The sequence below is a fragment of the Curtobacterium sp. BNK-1 genome (genome assembly GCF_048685235.1).
Taxonomy (GTDB): Bacteria; Pseudomonadota; Gammaproteobacteria; order Enterobacterales; family Enterobacteriaceae; genus Pantoea; species Pantoea agglomerans.
This window is the reverse complement of sequence record NZ_JBLQTJ010000004.1, coordinates 136368-157460: the sequence shown is the minus strand read 5'-3', so window position 1 is coordinate 157460 and position 21093 is coordinate 136368. Positions and strand designations below refer to the sequence as shown.

Sequence of the window (21093 nt, the reverse complement as noted above, 5' to 3'; positions counted from 1 at the left end):
TGCTACCCGTTTCAGGCCAGGCAGATTGCCACTCATGCTTTATGCACTCTGTGACAGGCTCCGTTGGTCCCGTTGATCGGGAATGCGCGCAATCACCTTAATTTCAAAATCAAATCCCGCCAGCCACGTCACACCCACCGCTGTCCAGTTAGGATAAGGAGGCTGCGGAAAAACGCGCTGCTTTATCTGCATGATGGTTTCGAACTGTTGCTCCGGATCGGTGTGAAACGTGGTGACATCGATCAGATCGTCAAAGGTACACCCTGCCGCAGCGAGCGTGGCTGCCAGATTTTCAAATGCCCGTTCTACCTGAGCAGCAAAATCGGGCTCCGGCGTGCCGTCGGCACGGCTGCCCACCTGACCAGAGACAAACAGCAGATCACCTGAGCGGATAGCCGCTGAATAACCATGTTGCTCATAGAGAGCGTGACGATTAGCAGGAAAAATGGGTTCGCGGGTGATCATAGAATTTCCTCAATAGCCTTTAGCGGATTGCAGGATGCAGCGCACACGAGTTTGATTTAATATACGCGGCGTATGTCACATTAATCACACATACGCCGAGTATGTCAATTAATATACCTCGCGTATGTGAAAGGAGAGTGTATGGCCGTTAAACGTCGCGCTGAAACAATGGAAGAGAACCGGGCAAAACTGATTGCAGCAGCACGCAAAGCCTTTGCCGAAAAAGGCTTTGCCGCTGCGTCAATGGATGAACTGACGGCCAGCGTAGGTCTGACACGCGGGGCGCTCTACCACAATTTTGGTGATAAAAAGGGGCTGCTTGCGGCGGTCGTCGCACAGGTTGATGGCGAAATGGCCCAGCAGGCTAAAGCGGCAGCGTCTGGGGTGAGCGATGCGTGGGAAAAGCTGGTGGCTGAAGGCATCGCCTACATCCGCATGGCAATGGATGCCGAAGTGCAACGCATTGTGCTGCGCGATGGCCCGGCTTTTCTGGGAGATCCTTCCCAATGGCCCAGCCAGAACAGCTGCCTGGAAGCCACGCGTGAAACGATTACCCGTCTTATCGACAGCGGGATAATGAAGCCGGTCGACGCCGATGCCGCCGCTCATCTGCTGAACAGCGCGGCGCTGAATGCCGCACTGTGGGTCGCTTCCAGCAGCGAGCCGGAAAAGGCGCTGCCAAAGATGATCGACGTGTTCACAAAACTGGCAGGCGGCTTGCGCCATAGTGCGATTTAACCCTGAATGCTCACTGCTGCTTTCACTGATAGCCCTGAAGCTCTGAGTGCTGACGCCTGCATCTCTTTCAGGCGCGGTGTCGTTTTAATTCAGTGTGACAGCGGAATCAGGCCGCTCTCCTGATAGGTCGCAATCAGGTTATCAAAAATGGTTATATCCTGGCGCGTGCGGGCTATTAACTGCGCGCCAGCAACTGCGGTGTAAATTGCCAGCGCACGCTGCGCATTTTTCTCCGCGTTATCGGGCGACTTTTCGCAAAGGACCTCTGTCAGCCACTCGACGTTCGCATCGACAAAACACTGAACCTCACGCTTCACTTCCTCGGGCAGATCTTCATATTCCGCCGCCATAAAGCTGGAGAGACAGAGCCGGTTGGCATCTTCAAGCGACTTGCGGAAAATCTGCGGATAGCGCTGCAACGCTTCATCCGGTGAGGCACTTTGCTCGCGTATAGTCTTTAAATCCTCAGCCGTATCCTGCCAGTATCGGTTGGCAACCGCGGCTCCCAGATTGGCCTTACTGGCGAAGTGATAATAGATACTGGCATTCTTGATGCCTACCTCGTCAGCGATGCTGCGAAAATTAATCCCGTTATAGCCATGATTCTGGGCAGCACTTTTTGCTGCGGCCAGAATGGCTTCACGCGCGTTCAGGCTCATAACTCAGTTTTCCTTCAGGAGGTGGAGACGCATTATAAGGGGAAAATATTTACCTGCCAACTGGTAGACAGGGATTGACAGGAGAAAAGTTCGGCATCACAATCCACCTACCAATTGACAGGTAGGTAACTCAATCATGACTGATATCCACAATGCATCTGCAGTTCCGTCACTCCCCGCGATGAAGATTTATGACTGGTATGATGGCCCTTATCCTGCACGGGTCAGGATTGCCCTGGCGGAAAAGGGATTACTTTCTGAGGTCGAATTTATTCCGGTCAACCTGTGGAAAGGTGAGCATAAAAAACCTGAATTTTTAGCGATCAATTATTCAGGAACACTGCCGGTTCTAGCGCTGAATGACGGAACGCTGATCGCTGAATGCACCGCCATTACGCAATATCTCGATGTGCTGGATGAGAATCCGGTTCTGACTGGCGTCACGCCGGCAGAAAAAGGCGTTATCCATATGATGACCAAACGGGCTGAGATCGAATTTCTTGATGCGGTCAGCGTCTATTTCCATCATGCCACAGCAGGACTGGGGCCGGAGGTGGAGCTCTTTCAGAATCCGGAATGGGGTGCGAAGATGCGTGAAAAGGCCATCAGAGGGATGCACTACTTTGACGGCGTTTTACGCTCACAACCTTATGTCGCGGGCAATACATTTTCGATGGCGGATATCGCCGTAACCGGCGGAATGATTTTCGCGGCTTTGGTGAATCTTGCTGTTCCTGACGAGTGTCGCGCCCTGAAAGCGTGGTATGCAAAAATCCAGAGCCGCCCCAGCTATCAGCAATGGCAGGCAATGGTTGAAGCGGGCCGCCCTGCTGCTGCTGCATCGTCTCAGGACCGGGCGTAAGATCGCGCTGATCGTTCTGGATAACGTGGTCTGGCGGCTATTAAAAAAACCCCGGAAAATCTTCCGGGGTTTTGTGATCTCAAAACATGAAATTTCCGCGCGTCAGCCTTATCAGAACGCCGCTTCAGCCTGCATTACGCTCAAAGTGGCTGTTCACAAAGGCGCGGCAGCGTGGCGAGATCGGATCGAAAAACACCTGTTCCGGTGAACCTGACTCCTCAATCATTCCCTGGTGCAGAAACACCGCTTTGTTCGACACGTCGCGCGCAAAGCCCATTTCATGGGTGACGATAATCATGGTACGTCCCTCTTCCGCCAGACTGCGGATCACCCGCAATACTTCGCCCACCAGCTCCGGATCCAGCGCGGAAGTTGGCTCATCGAACAGTATTGCTTTCGGCTGCTGCGCCAGCGCCCGTGCAATCGCCACACGCTGCTGCTGTCCGCCGGAAAGCTGCGACGGCCAGGCATCGCGTTTTGCATAGAGTCCCACTTTATGGAGCAGCGCTTCTGCTTCTTCAATCGCCTCTTTATGGCTGCGCTTCTGCACATGAACCGGCGCTTCAATGATGTTCTGCATCACCGTTTTATGCGGCCACAGGTTGAAGCTCTGAAATACAAAGCCGAGCTGCATTCGCATCAGCTTGATGCGACGGCGCTGCTCGCGGCTCAGTTTTTCGTCGGCGTTATCCAGCGTGACGTTCACCTCGCCTACCGCAATTTCGCCTGCCTGCGGCACTTCAAGAAACGGAATGCAGCGTAGCAGCGTACTTTTCCCCGACCCACTGGCTCCAATCAGCGATATCACATCGCCATCCTGCGCGGTCAGGCTGATGTCGTGCAGCACTTCGTGTCCCGCATAACTCTTTCTGAGATGACTCAGCATGATGGTAGGTGCGGTCATGAGCGTGCTCCAAAATAGTAAGGTGATAAGCGTCGTTCCAGCATCGATACGCCTTTGCTGACCAGCATGGTAAGTATCAGGTAGATCACCGCCGCGCTCAGGAACACCTCCAGCGCCCGGAAAGTGGAAGAGACTATCGAGTCGGCAATGCCGGTCATCTCCATCAGGCTGATAGTGCTGACCAGCGACGTTGCTTTGATCATCGAGATGATCTCATTGCTGTAGGCCGGCAATGCCTGTCGAATCGCAATCGGTAAGGTGATGCGGGTAAAGATTTTATACGACGACATGCCTGAGACTTTAGCGGCCTCCAGCGACTGCTGACTGACGGCACGCAGCCCGCCGCGCAGGATCTCCGAGGTATAGGCGGCATCATTGAGAATCAGCGCCAGTAAGCCGCACCAGTAGGGATCGCGCAGCAGCGGCCAGAACAAGCTTTCCCGCACCGCCGGTAAACTGCCCAGGCCGTAATAGACCATAAAGATCTGGATCAGCAGTGGCGTACCGCGAAATAGCCAGACGTAGAAGCGACAGAAAACGCTGCCGACACGCGTCATGCGCAGCAGGTTAAGCAGCAGCGCCAGCACGCCGCCGCCAAAGAGTGAGAGCAGCGCCAGGTTGATGGTCAGCGGCAATCCTTTCAGCAGCGCCAGCAGCGTCTGCTGTAAAAACATGATATCCACGTGGACTCCTTACCCCTTCACGCGCTGTTGACCGCGCATCGCAAACTTTTCCACGTAGCGGAAAACCATATCGGAACAGGTGGTGATAATCAGGTAGATCACCGCACCCACGCTGTAGAAGAAAAAGGACATCTGGGTGGAGTTGGCTGCGGTGGAGACCTGGTTCATCGTTTCCATCAGTCCGGTTACCGAGACCAGCGCCGACTCTTTGATCACCGATTGCCACTGGTTGCCCATGCCGGGCAGCGCAGTGCGTAACGCCTGCGGCACGATAATGCGGCGAAACATCATCAGCCGTCCCATGCCGGTCACGGTCGCCGCCTCCAGCGTTCCGCCGGGAATGGCGTAGAAGGCGCCACGGAATACCCCGCTCTGATAGGCTCCGGAGATCAGCCCGATGGCAATCGCGCCCGCCACAAAACCGTTCACATCAAACGGTCCCTGGAAGCCCAGCGCGGTGCCCACGGTGGAGACCACCTGTCGTCCACCGAAGTAGAAGAGGTAGATCACCAGCAGTTCCGGCACGCCGCGAAACAGAGTGATGTAGCCTGCCGCCAGTCGCTGCTGCCAGCGTGAACCGGCAATCTGCATCCAGCAGAGCACGCTGCCCAGCAACGCACCCAGTAGCCAGGCGCAGAGTGACACGCTGACGGTGACGGCGGCGGCGTTAAGCAGCACGCCACCCCAGCCCTCATCCCCGAAGCCCAGTATCTGCCAGTCAATATTCATCAGCATCAGCGGTTACGCTTTCGGCGCGACATCTTCGCCAAACCATTTGATCGACAGTTTGCTCAGCGTCCCATCTTTGATCATGGAGTCCAGCGCCTGATTCAGCACCTGCTGCAGCTCACTGTTGCCTTTACGCAGACCAATCGCCGAGCCTGCGCCCAGCACGCCACCGGAGAAGCCATAGCCGCTGCTGCTGATCGCCTCAGCATGTTTTTTCACAAAGGCGTTGAGGTTGGTACGAGACGCCATGACGGCATCCACCCGGCCATTCATCAGGTCGGCGAAGGTTTCAGGACCCGCCTGATAGGTGCGGATAGTGGCAACGTCGCCCAGGTATTTCTGCAGGAAATCCGCCTGAATGGTGGCGACCTGCACCGCGATGGTTTTCCCTTTGAAGGTGGTTTTCAGATCGTCGATCGCTTTTTTCATGCCGGCGTCATCATCCGCCGTCACAATCGTGCCGCTGCCTGGCAGCGTGGCCAGCGGGCTTTTTTTCGCAGTCACAAAGCTGGAGACGCTGACGGTGTACTGATGGGTAAAATCGATCGCTTCAGCACGTTTTGGCGTTACGGTCACCGCATCGATCACCGCATCATATTTACCGTCGATAAGACCTGGGATCATGCCCGACCATTTCTGGGCGATGATTTCATATTTAAAGCCAGCACGTTTAGCCAGCTCCGCCACCATATCCGGCTCATAGCCGACGATTTTGCCACTCGGTGTGGTCTGGTTGAAAGGAGGATAAGCCGCTTCAGTCGCAAACTTCAGGGTGCCGAAATCTTTCGCCTGGCTGAACGCGGAAGTGGCGAGCAGTGCCACGGTCAGAGAAGCCGTGAACAGGCGGTTACGCATCATCATATAAACCTCATTTATTTATTATTAAGAGAGTAAATCAATTGCAAGGCGGGTCAGCGCCTGCGTCCCGGCGGTAATGCTGCGTTCGTCCGGCTGATAGTCGGAGTTATGCAGGTGATCGTCACGGCCCGGCGTGGCCGATCCAATATGAATCTGGCAGCCCGGTACCCGTTCCGTGAACAGTGAAAAATCTTCGGCTCCAAAGCTGGCGCTGGGCTGCGCGATGATAGGCTTATCAAACTGATGCGACAGAATCTGTTCCAGTGAATCGATCAGGCGATCGTCATTCATCAGAGGCGGCACGCCACGCTGGAAGTTAACCTCCACCCGTACGTTTTGCGCCAGCGCCACCCCTTCGCACATCCGTTTAAACGAGGTTTCCATAGCAGTGCGTACTTCCGGCGACTTAGTACGGATGGTGCCCTGAAACAGGCAGCTATCGGGAATGATATTGTGGGTGGTACCACCCTGAATGTGCCCGATGGTTAATACGGCGGAGTGAGCGGGATCGCGTTCACGCGAGATGAGGGTCTGTAGCTGGCTGATGAGATGCACGGTCGCGATGATAGGATCGGTGCCCATGTGAGGACGTGCCGCGTGGGTCGATACGCCATGCACCGTAACGTCGAATTCATCGCTGGAGGCAGTGCTGGCCCCGCGCGTCAGGGCGACTTCCCCCGCAGCCAGTTCAGGCTTGTTATGCAGGGTCACGGCCCAGTCGATGCCATCTGCCGCGCCGTCCGCAATCATCGCCTCAGCGCCACTTTCTGGCGTCTCTTCCGCGGGCTGGAATATCAGCCGGACCCGGCCTTTGAGCTGCTGACGATAGTGCGGCAGGATCGTTGCGACACCCAGCATCGTTGCGGTGTGAATATCATGCCCACAGGCGTGCATTTTTCCGGGATAGCGGCTGGCAAACGGTAAACCGGTCTGCTCATGGATCGGCAACGCGTCCATGTCGGCGCGCAACAGCAGGGTCTTACCCGGCTCTGCACCGTCGATGTCCACCACAACACCGCTGCGGCCAACGCCGGTGCGGGGATTAAGTCCCAGCGCCTGCAAATACTCTGTGACCAGACTGGCGGTGCGCAGCGTATCAAAGCCTAATTCCGGATGCGCATGGATATCACGTCGAATCGCCACTAACTGCGATTCAAGTTCATTAACTCTGGCTTTTATTTCCCCGGCCAGTCGTGCTTTTTCCTGATTCATAGCAGCCCCGGCAATATGCGATCGGCACTCTGCTGCCGACCGCTATTTTAATCTCATCCTGATGACGGACGTTGATGACCGTTTATTTATTCACAGCACGCGACAGAAAGCAACGCGCAACAGCCTGCTCTACATACTTAAAAATCAATAAGATAGTGTTATTTATTGGAAACCTGTATGAGATAACAGCGGATCAGCAATAATATTAATAATCCGCCACACGACATTACTTTCACTACTGTCACTGAGGTGATACTTCGCTTTTATCCGGAGAGGGAATAAAGAAGTCTGCCAGTATTTCCGCTAATTTCTCGGGTTGTTCGTCGGGAATAAAATGACCGCAGTTGAGAACAGTTTCACTGCTTACCTGATGCGCTACGGTGCGCAGCGGGGTGGCCATATCGGGTATCGATCCCTGGTCGGCACTGACAGCCAGCAGCGGTAAAGCCAGTTTGCCTTTTAACGCGCGCTGTCGATTCTGCTCTGCCGACTGTGCGAAAGCGCGGTAAAAAGCCAGTCCGGCCCGCAGGGCCCCGGGCTGCTGAAAAACGCGCAAATATTCATGACGGGCCGCCGCATCTATGCGATGTGGATTGGCTGACTTACGGTTAAAAAACCAGTCGAGGTAGATCGCCTCTCTGCCAGTGATCAGCGCTTCCGGTAAATCATCCACACAGTGAAATCCAAAATGCCAGGTTTTCCAGGCGCTATCACCCACCATTGGCATTAAGTCAGGCAGCGTGATACCGGGAATACCGCCATCCAGCAGCGCGAGACGGCTAACCTTTTCGGGATGGCCTGCCGCCAGTGACCAGGCGACCCACGCCCCGATATCATGCCCGGCCAGATGAAAGCGTTTGATACCCAGCTGGTTCAGCAGCGCCAGTATGCGCTCTGCCACGCTGTCAGTGTCGTAACCACTGGCTGGAAAGTCAGAATCACCCTGCCCTGGCAGGTCGGGTGCGATCACATGAAAGCGGCTGGCAAGCAAGGGAATAACCTCCCGCGAGGCATAACTGCTTTGCGGGAAACCCGCGAGCAAAACCACAGCCTCAGCGTGTTCACTGCCTGCGCTGAGGTAGTGTAGCCGCTGCGAGTCAATGTTAATAAAATGGTGCTGGTAGAGTGGATATACGTGCATAAAACCTCCGGACAATAAGGAAACGATCACTTCCTTAATGAGTAAAAAATTTAGTCGAGTAACTTCAGCGCCAGGGGGATGATGCTGGCATCGGGCCGGGTCGCAGCAACTTTACCGGCGACCCGCATCCCCAGAACAATGCAAAGCATTAGCGAAGCGGTGGCGTCTCTGTCCAGTGCAGGATTGACCGAACCATCCTGCTGACCCAGGCTGATTATCTGCTGCAGATTCTGCTGGTTGCGTATCAGCGCCGCGCTGACGGCTCCGGCAAGTTCCTCATCCAGAGTTTGCAGCTCCACGGCGCTGACAGCCACCAGACAGCCGCGCTCACCTTCGACATCGCGCACTGAATCCACATAAAAATTGAGTAGCGCCGCCAGTTGCTCACGGCCATTTTCACATTGCGCCAGCCGCGCGGCTAAACTGCTGTTGCGCATTGAGAGATAGCGAGCAAAGACGTTTGCAAACAGCGTGCGCTTGTCGGTAAAAGCTTTATAGATGCTGCCGGTAGTGAGCTGCATAGCCTGGCCCAAATCGCCGATCGAAGTGGCGTGATAGCCCTTTTGCCGGAATACCAGCATTGCGCTGTCCAGTGCCGCATCGGTATCAAACGCCCGCGGTCGTCCCCGCTCTTTATAACGGTTATCGTTCATCACAAACACCATTAGAGAATGATCATTTCCTTAAAGATAGACTGATTTGTCCGCCAGATAAAGGCTTTCTTATGCCTGGGGCTCGCCTGGAAATGGAACTCGCCCCTCACCATGACCTTCTCAGATAAAACACCGTTTCGACGGCGCGTGAAAGGCATAGGCCCAGACATGTTCGGCACGTCAGGCACGCCGTTTTAATCTCGCGTTATGTAATCAGGCCTATCTGAGCCACGTATTGCCGATCTTGAGCAGGAGCATGAATTTCAGGTTCAACTCAATGGAACGCTCTCTGGCAATATCCGTTTATCCGCAGGGGAGCATGCAGCTCAAACTCTCGTATGGCCGAAATTAAAACTTTTATCATTGGAAGTTCGTGAAGGAAGGAAAATCGTTACGTGTCAGAGTTGAAGGACAGGTCACGTTTAATTTTCTGTCAGAAAGAATCGATGCCGTATTATCGGGTTTTGGTATTGCCTGTGTTCCTGAAGATACGATCAGGGAGCATGTAAAATCCGGAAAGCTAATTCAGATTCTGCAGGATTGGTGCCCTGCATTTCCCGGTTATTATCTCTGTTATCCGAGCCGTAAACAGCACCCGGAATAGCGGGTCTGCAATTCGATGCAGACCCGCCTGAATCTTAACGGCCCACACGAGCCTGATGCTCAGGGGAGTAACGCTCGCCGACGATTTCTATCGTTTCAAGCGCCTCTTCTATCTGCCGCACGTCGTCCTGTGAAAGCGTGATGTCGGCAGCACCCAGGTTTTCATCCAGCCGGTGCAGTTTAGTAGTGCCGGGGATGGGAACAATCCACGATTTTTGTGCCAGCAACCATGCCAGTGCTATTTGTGCAGACGTAACCCCTTTTCCGGCAGCCAGTTCACCCATTAATGAAACTTATGAATATGTGTGAGTCGCGACTTGATCTGACACATGACCCTGAAAGGTTCAGAGTGACCGGCTTTCCTGATTTATCAGATCCTGAAATTTGCGCCCCTCCCACCAAATGGTTATAGTTAAATGACCAATTGGAGGTGACAGATGAAAACATTCAGCTTTTCTGCGAACAAAACCAGGCCGCCACGCTTATGGCAGGCCGCAGGCCTGAACAACGCTGATGGTGTCGCCCTGCTGGGCCAGATTAATGAAGGCCTTGATGGCAACGTAGCTCACCTGATCGTCAACTGGGCGAAGATTACGCAAAACGACCTGCGCAAAATGTCCGGTATTCCCTCCACGACGTTCAGCCGAAGCGTGAAAGCGAAATTCAGCGCTGAACAAAGTGAACGACTGGTACGTATTATCCGTGTCATTGATCGCGCAGTTGAACTGTTCGAAGGTGATAAGGATGAAGCGCAAAAATGGTTGAATGAGCCTAACAGGGCGCTGAGCTGGAAAATGCCCGCAGAACTGATGGCGTCTGAAACCGGGGCTTACGAGGTCATGAAATTAATCACGCGCCTGGAGCACGGAGTTTACTCTTGATTCTCTACAGGCTGACCAAGACAAAGTATCTTTCGACAGCCTGGACGGGATTTGGCGCAAAAGAGGCGGGCGGCCGCTGGAACAGCATCGGCATCTCCATGGTTTATGTTTCTGAAACAGCATCGCTGACTTTGCTGGAAACACTGGTCCATCTGCACTCAGCACACATCCTGGATGCTTTCACACTTCTGCGCATCGATGTTCCCGATGTGCTGATTCAGACCGCTGATATCACTGAGTTGCCTGCAAACTGGGCCGATGAAGACGCACCGGCAGAACTGGCTGACTATGGAGACGCCTGGTGCTCTGCCTGCGATGCGGTTGCGTTGCGTGTTCCCAGTGCCCTCTCCCCTGTAGAATATAACTACCTGTTGAATCCTGAACATCCCGAGTTCTTCCGGATAGTTCAACAGGCTGAGGCCATTCCGTTCCGGTTTGATCGTCGGCTGAAACCGGATCGTAAATAAACTATCCGGATAGCTTTTGGTCGCGCATTCGTGCGTTGAACAAGGGTCAGGAGCCACCGATGATCGTCTCTTAAGCCCTGAGACAAGCCTTTCTCCCTCTGACCTGACGCAAGGCACTGAAGCTTAAGCCTCATCTATACTGCAGCTTATCTTTGCTGAAGGAGCCCAATCATGGGACTGAGCTGGTTCACCCTCTGGCCGCCACTGGCACGCGTGCTGTTTATCCTCGCCTGTCTGACCATTATTCTGACCGGCCTTTATCTGGCAGCACCGCTGATCAATCAGGTTCTGCTGGCGATGTTACTGGCCATCATGCTTGATCCCCTGATTACCCGGCTGGAAAACAACCGCATACCGCGCATCGTCTCGTCACTTCTGGTGATTATGCTGATGCTGTTGATCATGGTGGTCACTATCCTCAAGTTAACCGTGCTGACGCCCGATTTAATGCAGCTCAGCCGTCAGGCGCCCGTGCTGCTGGCGGCACGGCTTGAACAGCTGACGCTGGCCTTTGCCCGGCTTGATATCGGTATGACGCCCGACCAGTTGCTGACCTTTGTGGATGCTGGGGCGATAGTGCGCATTGTCACTGCATTTCTGACGCAAATCCCTGGCGTCATCTCATGGTGGATCATGGTGTTCCTGATGCTGCTGTTTATGCTCTATGAGATGCCGCTGCTGAAAGCTGCACTGCAACAGCGGGTAAAGGGAAAACATCAGGCCTTTTATCTGGCGCTGCAGGAGGGAATTCAGAGCGTGATTGTGTATGCCAGAGTGAAAACGCTGACCAGTATTCTGGGCGGGTTAATCGTGGGCGTCGGTGCGCATCTGATCGGGCTGAAGTTTGCCTTTTTCTGGGGCGTGCTGATGTTCATCTTTAATTACGTGCCGGTGCTTGGCTCCTTTCTGGCCGCGATTCCGCCGGTGATCCAGAGTTACATCATGTTTGATTTACAGATCGCGCTGGCGGTAGCTGGATTCTTTGTGGTGCTGAACCTCTGTCTGAGTTCGGTGATCGAACCATTGCTGATTGGGAAGCGACTCAATCTGGCGCTGACCACGCAGCTGCTGGCGTTTCTGTTCTGGCAGGCGTTACTGGGGATTACGGGCGGGATACTGGCTATTCCACTGACCTATCTGATTAAAAAGGTCCTGCTGGCGAGCTATCCGCAGCAGGACCCGGAGACAGAATTAACTCAGTGATGGCGTCTTCACCTGCCATGCGCGGGTGAGGCGTTTTTCAATCTCAACTATGATGAAGATCGCGATACTGACAATCAGCGAAATCAGCCAGTAGTTGATCGGCAGTGGACGGGTACCAAACAGCGTGTTCATTAATGGCACATAAATAATGATCGCCTGAAGGACAATCAGTACCAGCGTCACCAGCCAGATACCGCGATTTTTTAGCAGACCGCGATCCAGTGAGAAGCCATCCGAGTTACGGCAGTTAAGCATGTAGGCCCACTGCGCAGTCACCAGCATCTGCAGCAGCACGGTACGGATAAACTCGGCACTGTAGCCACGCGGTTGCAGCCAGGCTTCCAGCACAAAGGCACTGATTGAAATTAGCAGACCGACAAACACCACGCGCCAGATGGCGTAAGCGTCCATCACGTGCGCTTTGACATTGCGCGGCGGCCGGCGCATCGCATTCGCTTCAGCAGGCTCGAACGCCAGACCAAACGACAGCGTGGCGGATGTTGCCATGTTCATCCACAGAATCTGTACCGGGGTTAACGGCAGCAGATTGCCCATCAGAATCGCGATAATAATCAGCAGACCCTGCGCCAGGTTGGTGGGCATAATAAACAGGATGGTTTTCTTGAGGTTGTCGTAAACCCGACGTCCCTCTTTGACTGCCGCAGCGATGGTGGCAAAGTTATCGTCGGCCAGAATCATATCGGCCGCCTCTTTTGTCACCTCGGTGCCTTTAATACCCATCGCAATACCGACGTTGGCCTGTTTCAGCGCCGGAGCATCATTGACGCCGTCGCCGGTCATGCCGACGATCTCGCCGCTCGCTTCCAGCGCTTTCACCAGACGCAGTTTGTGTTCCGGGCTGGTGCGGGCAAAAATGTCATAGGTTTTTGCCGCGTCCGCCAGTTCGGCGTCACTCATGTGTTCAAGCTGGTAGCCAGTGATAGCAGCCTGGCTGTTGCCGATTCCCAGCATCTGACCAATCGCCATAGCGGTTTCCTGATGGTCGCCGGTGATCATTTTGACGCGAATGCCCGCTTTCTGGCACTCGTCAATGGCGGCAATCGCCTCGGGACGTGGGGGATCCATCATACAGGCCAGACCCAGCAGCACCATGTCACTTTTCAGATCGGCATGATCCAGCGCGGTAACGGGTGCAGAGGTTCTCTTCCAGGCGGCGGCAACGGTGCGCAGCCCTTCGCTGGCGTAGGTGGTGATGGCGGCATCCCAGTACGCACGGTCTATCGGCTCTGCACCCTCCGGCGTTTGCTGCTGTTGACATAGCGTCAGCAGCACGTCTGGCGCACCGGTCAGCAGCACATAAGATTCGCCGTTGGCAACACAGCTGACCGACATATATTTATAGAGGGAATCGAACGGCAGCTTGCTCACCACCTCAACCGGCTGAGGTGTCGTCTGGCCCTTCGCCGCCAGCACCTTCAGCGCGCCTTCAGTTGGGCCGCCAACAATCGTCCAGTGTCCCTGACTTTCCTGACGCAGCTGGCTTTCATTACAGGTGTCTACCGCATGCAGGAACTGCTGAAACAGCGGATCCTGTGCCGCAGAGAGTCCACTTGCGTCGCCCTGCTCAGCAACAATCTCCCCTTTGGGTTCATAGCTGTTTCCGCTGACGCGCCAGCGGCTCTTCGCCAGCACCACCGCTTTCACCGTCATCTCATTCATGGTGAGCGTGCCGGTTTTATCGGAGCAGATCACCGACATCGCGCCCAGGGTTTCAACAGTCGGCAGCTTACGGATAATCGCCTGGGTGCGTGCCATCGACTGCACACCCAGCGACAGGATGATAGAGATAATGGCAGGCAGACCTTCCGGAACCGCAGCAACCGCCAGGCTGATGACGGACAGCGACAACTCGCCCAGTGGAATGTCACGCAGCAGATAGCCGAAGATAAACAGGGCGACCATCATCAGCAGGATGATGAAAAAGATCGCTTTACCGAGTTTGTCGATCTGCACCAGCAGCGGGGTTTTAACCTCTTTTATGCCGCTGATCATTTCGTTGATATGGCCCAGCTCAGTATCACCGCCGCTGGCGATCACCACGCCTGCGGCGGTGCCGGAACTGACGGTAGTGCCTGAAAAAGCCAGATTCAGACGGTCGCCCAGCGATTTTTCACCGCTCAGCGTATCGGTGTTCTTCGACACCACCGTCGACTCTCCGGTGAGAATCGCCTCTTCAACCCGCAGATTATTGACCTCAAACAGTCGCAGATCAGCCGGGATTTTATCGCCGGGGCGTAACATCACCACGTCACCGACCACAATATCGCGCGTCGCGACCGTGACCTGTTTGCCATCCCGTACCAACATCGCTTCACTGGCAAGCATGTTCTGAATACTTTTCAGTGACTTCTCGGCATTATTCTCCTGAATAAAGCCGATCAGGGCGTTAATGACGGCCACGCCGATAATGACAAAGGTATCGACCCAGTGACCCATGATCGCGGTGATCACCGCCGCGGCCAGCAGAATATAGATCAGCACATCTTTAAAATGCGCGATGAATTTGAGCAGAGCCGATTTCTCAGCTTTTTGCGGAAGGGCATTGGGACCGTGTTTCTGCAGGCGTTCCTGCGCAGTGGCGGTGGATAATCCTGCTGATGAGCTCTGCAGTTCGGAGAATATCTCTGCCACACTACGCTGATACCAGGGGCGCTCAGATAAAGCAAACGCTTTATCCTGCTTATCATTATTTAGCATATATAAACCTCGTGCCATTTAGCGATGAAATAAAGGCGCAATTAAAAGACATGCATTTTGCAGGCAGCCCCTCCTGCAGGTAATGACCGATATCATATTTACGTAAGAAACGTCTGACGAATAACATAAAATGGCTAAATTAAATCTAACCTATATTATGAGAATGACAACGTTGTTTTTGTTTAGCTAAGGTTTAAGTATGCTGATGCAGTGTGCATCGGTTTATACTCTGGCTCGCAAAAGGAAACTCTGATGAAAAAACAGAGCATTATCATGCTTTGCGGTTTCGTTATTCTCGCGGTCGCCGCAACGACTCTGGTGGGCTTACTGACCTGGCTGGTGGTCTCTCAGATGGCGGCGTAAGCCGATTCAGGCGAAGCGGCTCTGCCGCTTCGTTAAACTTATATGACGAAGATTAAAAATAAGTTTATCCCGGTCGCGATAAGCATCAGGGTTTATTACGCCTTAATGCTTATCAAACCGCAGTTTAAAAGCTGATGTTAAGGCGAAGAAAATGATTAAACGCAAGGTTATCCTCATTTTGCTCTGTTGTTTTTTTATGACAGCGTGCGATGAAAAAAAAGAACCGGATGCTCCCCCGCCCCGCGTAATTAAAACTTTCACCCTTGAATCGGACATCGCTCAAAATATCCGGGTATTTCCTGCGCGTATTCAGGCGGGTGATAATACCGATCTTGCGTTTAAACGGGCAGGCCAGCTGGTACAGCTTAATATTCGTGACGGAACGCCCGTGAAAGCGGGACAGCTTCTCGCTACCCTGAATGATGCAGATGCGAAACTACGGGTACGCGACCGCCAGACTGCACTGCAACTGGCGGAGCGACAATTTCAGCGCTTCAATACGCTGGCCCAGCGCAGCGCCGTTTCAAAGTCTGAAATGGATGTGCAGCGTGCTAATCGCGATGCCGCCGCGACTGCGCTGAAAATCGCACAGGAGGAGTTACGGTTTCTTAGCCTTCGCGCGCCGTTTGATGGCGTGATTGCAAGGGTACAGGCGCGTAATCATCAGGTCGTGGCCGCCGGACAGCCCATTGCGCTGCTGACCCGTGCCGATCTGCTCGACGTCATCTTTACGCTGCCCGAAACCCTCTTCACCAGCCTCGATATCCAGAATATTGACTATCAGCCTGAGGTGCAGTTTAACGCCCTGCCAGGCCGCTTTTTCACCGCACAATACAAAGAGCATACCAGCCAGACGGATGCCGCCACGCTGACCTATCAGGTGGTGCTGACCATGCCGCGTCCGGCTGATCTCCCTGGCGTTGCCGGCCTCAGCGGATCGGTTCGCGTCAGGCTGCATAACCTGCCAAATGCCCCTGTCCAGCCGCGTCTGGTCGTGCCTGCGGCGGCGGTGTTCAATCCCGATCGCAGCCCCACCAATCAGCCGCACGTCTGGCTGGTTGAGCAGGATGGCGAGGCGCTGCGCATCAAAGATCGACCTGTCGAAGTGGGTCGTCTCACCGCCCAGGGCATTGAAATCATCAGCGGGCTGAAGCCGGGCGACCGTATCGTTGCCGCCGGTGTGGGTGAGTTGCGTGACGGTGAAGCGGTGCGCATCTGGCAGCGCGAGCGGGGGTTATAATGCGTATTCAGGAGCATTTTCTTGATAAACCCATTCGCATCTGGATGGTCATTCTGTTGCTGGGCGTGGGCGGAATCTATGCGCTGCTCAACATTGGCCGCCTCGAAGATCCGCTGTTTACCATTAAGTCGGCAGTAATTGTCACCCACTATCCCGGCGCGTCCGCACAGCAGGTTGAAGAGGAGGTAACGCTGCCGCTGGAGAATGCGCTGCAGCGCCTGCCGTCGCTGGACAATGTCACGTCCATTTCTGGCAATGGCCTGTCGCAGATTACCGTTAATATTCATACCCGCTATCTGGCCGATCAGCTGCCGCAAATCTGGGATGAGTTACGTCGTCGGGTCGGCGATGCGGCCCGGCAGTTCCCGCCTGGCGTTCAGGCCCCGCTGGTTAACGATGATTTCGGCGATGTTTACGGCTACTTCTTCGTCATTCACGGTAAAGACTTTACCAACAGCGAACTGCGCAACTACGCCGATCAGCTGCGGCGCGATCTGGTGCTGGTGCCGGGTGTGGCTAAAGTTGCAGTAGCGGGCGTCGAGCAGGAGGAGATCCGCATCGCTCTCTCCGCCAGCAAAATGACCGCCTATGGTATGACGCCGCAGCGCGTGGCCGATCTGCTGAGCCGGAATAACAGCGTTGCCAGTGCCGGAACGCTGCGGGTCGACAGCGAATCGATCCGTTTTCATCCCACCGGCGAACTGCAGACGCTGGACGATCTGGCTAATCTGCCGATTCTGCCCGCTGGCAACCCACAGAACGTGCATCTGCGCGATATCGCCACCCTGACGCGTGGCGTTACCGACAATCCCGCCAATATCTACTTCGCAGACGGTGAAGCGGCTCTGGCTATCGGCATTTCGTTCGCGCCTAGCGTCAATGTGATTGATGTTGGCGACGCGCTTTCCGCCCGAATGGCGCATTATCAGCAGGATACGCCCGCCGGTATCAGCCTGAAGGTGTTCTATAACCAGGCCCATGAGGTGAAACAGTCGGTTGATGGCTTTATCCTCAATTTCCTGATGGCGCTGGCGATTGTGGTGGGAACGCTGCTGCTATTTATGGGCCTGCGCAGCGGCATGGTGATTGCCGCCTCGCTGGCGCTTAACGTGCTTGGCACACTCCTGATCATGTACCTGTTTAAACTTGAGCTGCAGCGGGTGTCGCTGGGCGCGCTGATTATTTCGCTCAGCATGCTGGTGGATAATGCCATTGTGGTGGTCGAAGGGGTCAAAATCGATCATCAGCGCGGGCACCCTTTACAGCAGGCCATTGCCCGCATGGTGCGGCGCACTGCCCTGCCGCTGCTGGGTGCCACGGTGATTGCAATTCTCGCCTTTGCACCGATTGGCCTGTCGCAGGATTCGACCGGCGAATATTGTAAATCACTGTTCCAGGTGCTGCTGATTTCACTGATGCTGAGCTGGGTCACGGCGCTGACCTTAACGCCGGTATTTATCAACTGGAGTGAGAAGCGCCGCAGCACGGCTCAGCCTGAGCAAACTGAACCCTCCACGCCTTATCAGGGCATCGTATTCCGGCTCTATCGTCAGGCGCTGGGCGGCCTGCTGCGTTTCCGCCTGACCACGCTGACGGTAATGGTGGCACTGCTGGCTCTGTCGCTGTATGGCTTTACCATGGTGAAGCAGAACTTTTTCCCTTCCTCCAGCACGCCAGTCTTTTTCACCGATCTCTGGCTGCCCTATGGCACCGATATTCATTACACCGCGAATACGGCGGCGGATATTGCCCGGTTCATTAATCAGGATCCTGAGGTCGCAGCCACGGTCACGACGGTGGGCCAGGGCGCTCTGCGCTTTACCCTGACCTATGACGCGGCACGGCAGTACAGCAACTTCGCCCAGATTATGGTGCGGGTTAAGGATGGCCGACAGCTTGATGCGCTGGCGCTGAAAACCGAGGCCTATATTGAGCAGAACTTCCCACAGGTGAATCAGCGCATCAAACGTATCCAGTTTGGCAGCGCCAGTGACAGCGCCATTGCCCTGCGGGTGATCGGCCCCGATCCCGAAGTGCTGCGCCACATCGGCAGCCAGCTGGATGCCATTTTCCTGGCGGATGGCTCAACGTTTCCGGTGCGCAATGACTGGCAGGAGCGCAGCAAAGTGATCCGCCCGGTCTATTCGGCGCTGCGTGGTCAGGAACTGGGTATCGATAAACGTGACATCGATCAGGCGCTGAGAATGAATTTCAGCGGTGACGCGGTGGGCATTTTCCGTGACGGTTCGCGGCTGATGCCGGTGATGCTCTATCCGGCTGATGAAGAGCGGCAGAGTGTCGATCACATCGAGAATATTCAGCTGTGGAGTGCCGCCCTGCAGCACTTTGTGCCACTGAGCAATGTGATTTCCGACTTCCGGCTGGAGTGGGAGAATCCGCTGATTATGCGCCGCGATCGTACGCGCGTGCTGACGGTGCAGACCGATCCCGATCCCGCTTCAGGGTTAACCTCCGCACAGGTGGTGGCGCGGGTTCAGCCACAGATCGACCAGCTTAAACTCCCGGCGGGCTACCGGCTTGAATGGGGAGGTGAGCTGGAGAGTTCACGTGAAGCGCAGAGCGGGCTGCTGAGTTCGCTGCCGGTGGGATTCCTGGCGATGTTCATCATTACCGTGCTGATGTTTAACTCGCTGCGCGACGCCGTCGCTATCTGGATCACCGCGCCGCTGGCGCTGATTGGCGTCACCTGTGGCTTTTTGTTCACCGGTATTCCGTTTGGCTTTATGGCGCTGATTGGGCTGCTGAGCCTGTCGGGCATGCTGATCCGTAACGGGATCGTGCTGATTGAGGAGATCAGGCTGTTCCGGCAGGAGAAATCGCTGCAGCTGGCGATTATTGATGCGGCGACCTCACGTCTGCGTCCTATTCTGCTGACCGCCTTCACCACGGTGCTGGGCCTGCTGCCGCTGCTGCGCGACGTCTTTTTCCAGAGCATGGCGGTGGTCATTATTTTTGGCCTCGGGTTCGCGACAGTATTGACCCTGCTGGTGCTGCCGGTCATCTATCGTTGCTTCCATGGCCGGGAGGCGCACGGTGAATAAGAGCGGACTGGCAATGCTGAAGACGCTGGCCTGTATCACCGCCGTCTCGTTTTTCACGCTTTACCAGAGCTACGATAGCTACCATTACGACATTAATCTGACGCTGAACGTGCTGAGTTTTGTTTCGACGATCGCCACGCCGCTCTATTTTCTGCTCAGCGGCTATATCGACGCCGGTGAGCTGCATACGCCCGCGTGGCAGCTCGGCAAAATTCGCCGCATTCTGCTGATTTTTATCTTCTGGTTCAGCTTTTTCTGGTTTGCCGGGATGCATCATAAGGGCTATCTGATTCAGCCGTGGTTTGTAATTGCGCTGATTGTGATTTATGTGTCGCATCCGCTGATTGACCGACTCATTCAGCGGCTTGGGCTGATGGCATCGGGGATTTTACTGCTGCTGGTGTTAGCTTTTGCCTATGACCTGCTCGCCAGCCTCTACCCGGGCCAGCGGGCCTTATCGCTGCTGCCGCAATACCGAATCTGGACCTGGGTGCTCTACTACCTCACAGGTCGGCTGATGGCCGCGCCGCGCGTGATGCAGTTGCTGACATCACCCAGAGTGATAAAGATCAGCCTGCTGCTGCTGCCCGCGGTTTATCTCTTTACCTGGCTGTATGAGCGTCATTACTTTCTTGCGCGTTTTCTGGCGACCCATAACGATGTGGTGCTGACGGGCTCGCAGGTTTATCTGCTGGTGGTGCTGATTGTGATCAGCATTAACGCCATTCGCCTGCCGGAAAAAGTCCAGTGGCTGACGCCGTTTCTGACGACCCTGGGGAAGACCATGACCGGCGTCTATATCCTGCACTATCTGATTTTTGGCCTGCTGGCGGCGGCAATCCGCATCCAGACGCTGGGCGATAAACTGCTGGTCATCGCCCTGACGTTAATCTTCTCAATGGCGCTGTCACTGCTGCTGTTGCGCATCCCCGGCGTCAGTAAGCTAATCAGCCTGTAGTCGCAGGGCGGCTCGTTCGGTTGCCGCACGACGAGTGGCAAGAAACTCAGCCATTTTCGCCCGCGCCTGCTCCACTTCCTGTGGCGATGCGGTATGCGGCGAACCGCTGGTAAACGGCGGTTCAGGATCATATTCCATCTGCAGCTGAACCGATTTCGCCACCGCGTCACCCGCAATTTCTGCCACCAGCGTCAGGGCAAAATCGATACCAGAGGTCACGCCTGCGCCGCTGATACGATTGCGGTCGCGCACCACCCGCTCACTGACCGGCTCCGCGCCCAGCAGTGCCAGCTGATCGATGGAACTCCAGTGCGAGGTCGCACGATATCCCTTTAGCAGTCCGGCGGCCCCCAGCACCAGCGAACCGGTACAGACCGACGTAACCCACTTCGCCTGTTCGGCCTGCTGACGAAGGAAATTCAGCGTGACGTCATCCGACATCAGGGCGATCTGTCCCGGCCCGCCAGGCACACAGATCACATCCAGTGGCGGACAATCTGCAAACGTAGTGGTCGGCAATATCGACAGGCCGCGATCGGAACGCACCGGCTGGCGATCTTTCCAGATGAGATGGCATTCGACACCAGGCGTGCGCGCAAACACCTCCCACGGGCCGGTTAAGTCGAGCTGAGTGACATCAGGGAACAGCAAAAGACCAATCTGTAGCGGACGATTCATGCGTGAACTCCGGGCA

General features: G+C 55.1%; 20 protein-coding genes and 1 pseudogene. 9 read left to right on the top strand and 12 right to left on the bottom strand.

Annotated features, from left to right (window positions below):
- Positions 1-39: 39 nt before the first annotated feature.
- A complete protein-coding gene (locus tag ACMGGP_RS21170) occupies positions 40-465 on the bottom strand; it encodes a RidA family protein (RefSeq protein ID WP_010246770.1) in 426 nt (141 codons plus the stop codon).
- 141 nt (positions 466-606) lie between these two features.
- Between ACMGGP_RS21170 and ACMGGP_RS21165 the strand changes: the two genes are divergently transcribed.
- On the top strand, positions 607-1203 hold the full coding sequence (locus ACMGGP_RS21165; RefSeq protein ID WP_498798857.1) for a TetR/AcrR family transcriptional regulator: 597 nt from the start codon (positions 607-609) through the stop codon (positions 1201-1203).
- 89 nt (positions 1204-1292) lie between these two features.
- On the opposite strand, the gene ACMGGP_RS21160 is transcribed toward ACMGGP_RS21165, so the two are convergent.
- Positions 1293-1862, bottom strand: a complete 570-nt coding sequence (locus tag ACMGGP_RS21160; RefSeq protein ID WP_033787231.1) for a TetR/AcrR family transcriptional regulator — start codon at positions 1860-1862, stop codon at positions 1293-1295.
- A gap of 136 nt (positions 1863-1998) precedes the next feature.
- Between ACMGGP_RS21160 and ACMGGP_RS21155 the strand changes: the two genes are divergently transcribed.
- On the top strand, positions 1999-2724 hold the full coding sequence (locus ACMGGP_RS21155) for a glutathione S-transferase (RefSeq protein ID WP_158132408.1): 726 nt from the start codon (positions 1999-2001) through the stop codon (positions 2722-2724).
- A gap of 124 nt (positions 2725-2848) precedes the next feature.
- Here the strand turns inward: ACMGGP_RS21155 and ACMGGP_RS21150 are convergent, their stop codons facing one another.
- The 7 genes from ACMGGP_RS21150 to ACMGGP_RS21120 all read right to left on the bottom strand — a co-directional run bounded on the left by ACMGGP_RS21150 (position 2849) and on the right by ACMGGP_RS21120 (position 8904).
- Positions 2849-3628 carry an ABC transporter ATP-binding protein gene (locus ACMGGP_RS21150; protein WP_498798856.1) on the bottom strand — a complete coding sequence of 260 codons (780 nt, stop codon included), beginning with the start codon at positions 3626-3628 and terminating at the stop codon, positions 2849-2851.
- Positions 3625-4302: an ABC transporter permease gene (locus tag ACMGGP_RS21145; RefSeq protein ID WP_194709514.1), complete on the bottom strand. Its 678-nt coding sequence runs from the start codon at positions 4300-4302 to the stop codon at positions 3625-3627. The genes ACMGGP_RS21150 and ACMGGP_RS21145 overlap by 4 nt, the downstream gene beginning before the upstream one ends.
- Before the next feature lie 18 nt (positions 4303-4320).
- Complete coding sequence (locus ACMGGP_RS21140; RefSeq protein WP_498798855.1) at positions 4321-5046, bottom strand: ABC transporter permease; 726 nt, start codon at positions 5044-5046, stop codon at positions 4321-4323.
- 6 nt (positions 5047-5052) lie between these two features.
- The gene (locus ACMGGP_RS21135; RefSeq protein ID WP_022624593.1) at positions 5053-5901 is read right to left on the bottom strand and encodes an ABC transporter substrate-binding protein; all 849 of its coding nucleotides are present in this window, start codon (positions 5899-5901) and stop codon (positions 5053-5055) included.
- A gap of 21 nt (positions 5902-5922) precedes the next feature.
- Entirely contained in the window at positions 5923-7110 is a 1188-nt protein-coding gene (locus ACMGGP_RS21130; RefSeq protein ID WP_187493042.1) for a M20 metallopeptidase family protein, read from the bottom strand.
- Between the two features lie 241 nt (positions 7111-7351).
- Positions 7352-8251: an alpha/beta fold hydrolase gene (locus ACMGGP_RS21125; RefSeq protein ID WP_498798854.1), complete on the bottom strand. Its 900-nt coding sequence runs from the start codon at positions 8249-8251 to the stop codon at positions 7352-7354.
- 50 nt (positions 8252-8301) lie between these two features.
- The gene (locus ACMGGP_RS21120; RefSeq protein WP_498798853.1) at positions 8302-8904 is read right to left on the bottom strand and encodes a TetR/AcrR family transcriptional regulator; all 603 of its coding nucleotides are present in this window, start codon (positions 8902-8904) and stop codon (positions 8302-8304) included.
- A gap of 370 nt (positions 8905-9274) precedes the next feature.
- Here ACMGGP_RS21120 and ACMGGP_RS21115 point away from each other — a divergent pair.
- Positions 9275-9508 (top strand): annotated as a pseudogene (locus ACMGGP_RS21115) (LysR substrate-binding domain-containing protein); the annotation flags it as partial.
- A 34-nt stretch (positions 9509-9542) separates the two neighbouring features.
- Here ACMGGP_RS21115 and ACMGGP_RS21110 read toward each other — a convergent pair.
- Positions 9543-9791 carry an aldo/keto reductase gene (locus ACMGGP_RS21110; RefSeq protein WP_498798852.1) on the bottom strand — a complete coding sequence of 83 codons (249 nt, stop codon included), beginning with the start codon at positions 9789-9791 and terminating at the stop codon, positions 9543-9545.
- 153 nt (positions 9792-9944) lie between these two features.
- Between ACMGGP_RS21110 and ACMGGP_RS21105 the strand changes: the two genes are divergently transcribed.
- From ACMGGP_RS21105 to ACMGGP_RS21095, 3 genes are all read left to right on the top strand, one after another.
- Complete coding sequence (locus ACMGGP_RS21105; RefSeq protein ID WP_033760867.1) at positions 9945-10388, top strand: Xre family toxin-antitoxin system antitoxin; 444 nt, start codon at positions 9945-9947, stop codon at positions 10386-10388.
- Positions 10385-10855, top strand: coding sequence for an RES family NAD+ phosphorylase (locus ACMGGP_RS21100; protein WP_045139959.1), 471 nt, complete (start codon positions 10385-10387; stop codon positions 10853-10855). The genes ACMGGP_RS21105 and ACMGGP_RS21100 overlap by 4 nt, the downstream gene beginning before the upstream one ends.
- A 171-nt stretch (positions 10856-11026) precedes the next feature.
- The gene (locus tag ACMGGP_RS21095; protein ID WP_033760863.1) at positions 11027-12058 is read left to right on the top strand and encodes an AI-2E family transporter; all 1032 of its coding nucleotides are present in this window, start codon (positions 11027-11029) and stop codon (positions 12056-12058) included.
- On the opposite strand, the gene ACMGGP_RS21090 is transcribed toward ACMGGP_RS21095, so the two are convergent.
- Positions 12047-14776, bottom strand: coding sequence for a cation-transporting P-type ATPase (locus tag ACMGGP_RS21090; protein ID WP_187511181.1), 2730 nt, complete (start codon positions 14774-14776; stop codon positions 12047-12049). The genes ACMGGP_RS21095 and ACMGGP_RS21090 overlap by 12 nt on opposite strands.
- 514 nt (positions 14777-15290) lie before the next feature.
- On the opposite strand from ACMGGP_RS21090, the gene ACMGGP_RS21085 reads away from it, so the two are divergent.
- The 3 genes from ACMGGP_RS21085 to ACMGGP_RS21075 are packed head-to-tail and all read left to right on the top strand — an operon-like array spanning position 15291 to position 20399.
- The gene (locus ACMGGP_RS21085) at positions 15291-16379 is read left to right on the top strand and encodes an efflux RND transporter periplasmic adaptor subunit (RefSeq protein ID WP_187511182.1); all 1089 of its coding nucleotides are present in this window, start codon (positions 15291-15293) and stop codon (positions 16377-16379) included.
- Complete coding sequence (locus ACMGGP_RS21080; RefSeq protein WP_498798851.1) at positions 16379-19441, top strand: efflux RND transporter permease subunit; 3063 nt, start codon at positions 16379-16381, stop codon at positions 19439-19441. Before ACMGGP_RS21085 ends, ACMGGP_RS21080 begins: the two co-directional genes overlap by 1 nt.
- Complete coding sequence (locus ACMGGP_RS21075; protein WP_498798850.1) at positions 19434-20399, top strand: acyltransferase family protein; 966 nt, start codon at positions 19434-19436, stop codon at positions 20397-20399. Before ACMGGP_RS21080 ends, ACMGGP_RS21075 begins: the two co-directional genes overlap by 8 nt.
- On the opposite strand, the gene ACMGGP_RS21070 is transcribed toward ACMGGP_RS21075, so the two are convergent.
- Complete coding sequence (locus ACMGGP_RS21070) at positions 20385-21077, bottom strand: DJ-1/PfpI family protein (RefSeq protein WP_187491787.1); 693 nt, start codon at positions 21075-21077, stop codon at positions 20385-20387. The two genes, ACMGGP_RS21075 and ACMGGP_RS21070, sit on opposite strands and share 15 nt — an antisense overlap.
- Between the last annotated feature and the right edge of the window lie 16 nt (positions 21078-21093).

Bases quoted from the DNA above. Each gene is read 5' to 3' on its own strand.
- ACMGGP_RS21080 (WP_498798851.1), top strand. From the start codon at position 16,379: ATGCGTATTCAGGAGCATTTTCTTGATAAACCCATTCGCATCTGGATG.
- ACMGGP_RS21145 (WP_194709514.1), bottom strand. From the start codon at position 4,302: ATGTTTTTACAGCAGACGCTGCTGGCGCTGCTGAAAGGATTGCCGCTG.
- ACMGGP_RS21155 (WP_158132408.1), top strand. From the start codon at position 1,999: ATGACTGATATCCACAATGCATCTGCAGTTCCGTCACTCCCCGCGATG.
- ACMGGP_RS21095 (WP_033760863.1), top strand. From the start codon at position 11,027: ATGGGACTGAGCTGGTTCACCCTCTGGCCGCCACTGGCACGCGTGCTG.
- ACMGGP_RS21150 (WP_498798856.1), bottom strand. From the start codon at position 3,628: ATGACCGCACCTACCATCATGCTGAGTCATCTCAGAAAGAGTTATGCG.
- ACMGGP_RS21130 (WP_187493042.1), bottom strand. From the start codon at position 7,110: ATGAATCAGGAAAAAGCACGACTGGCCGGGGAAATAAAAGCCAGAGTT.
- ACMGGP_RS21160 (WP_033787231.1), bottom strand. From the start codon at position 1,862: ATGAGCCTGAACGCGCGTGAAGCCATTCTGGCCGCAGCAAAAAGTGCT.
- ACMGGP_RS21110 (WP_498798852.1), bottom strand. From the start codon at position 9,791: ATGGGTGAACTGGCTGCCGGAAAAGGGGTTACGTCTGCACAAATAGCA.
- ACMGGP_RS21070 (WP_187491787.1), bottom strand. From the start codon at position 21,077: ATGAATCGTCCGCTACAGATTGGTCTTTTGCTGTTCCCTGATGTCACT.
- ACMGGP_RS21085 (WP_187511182.1), top strand. From the start codon at position 15,291: ATGATTAAACGCAAGGTTATCCTCATTTTGCTCTGTTGTTTTTTTATG.
- ACMGGP_RS21120 (WP_498798853.1), bottom strand. From the start codon at position 8,904: ATGAACGATAACCGTTATAAAGAGCGGGGACGACCGCGGGCGTTTGAT.
- ACMGGP_RS21140 (WP_498798855.1), bottom strand. From the start codon at position 5,046: ATGCTGATGAATATTGACTGGCAGATACTGGGCTTCGGGGATGAGGGC.
- ACMGGP_RS21170 (WP_010246770.1), bottom strand. From the start codon at position 465: ATGATCACCCGCGAACCCATTTTTCCTGCTAATCGTCACGCTCTCTAT.
- ACMGGP_RS21165 (WP_498798857.1), top strand. From the start codon at position 607: ATGGCCGTTAAACGTCGCGCTGAAACAATGGAAGAGAACCGGGCAAAA.
- ACMGGP_RS21105 (WP_033760867.1), top strand. From the start codon at position 9,945: ATGAAAACATTCAGCTTTTCTGCGAACAAAACCAGGCCGCCACGCTTA.
- ACMGGP_RS21125 (WP_498798854.1), bottom strand. From the start codon at position 8,251: ATGCACGTATATCCACTCTACCAGCACCATTTTATTAACATTGACTCG.
- ACMGGP_RS21090 (WP_187511181.1), bottom strand. From the start codon at position 14,776: ATGCTAAATAATGATAAGCAGGATAAAGCGTTTGCTTTATCTGAGCGC.
- ACMGGP_RS21135 (WP_022624593.1), bottom strand. From the start codon at position 5,901: ATGATGATGCGTAACCGCCTGTTCACGGCTTCTCTGACCGTGGCACTG.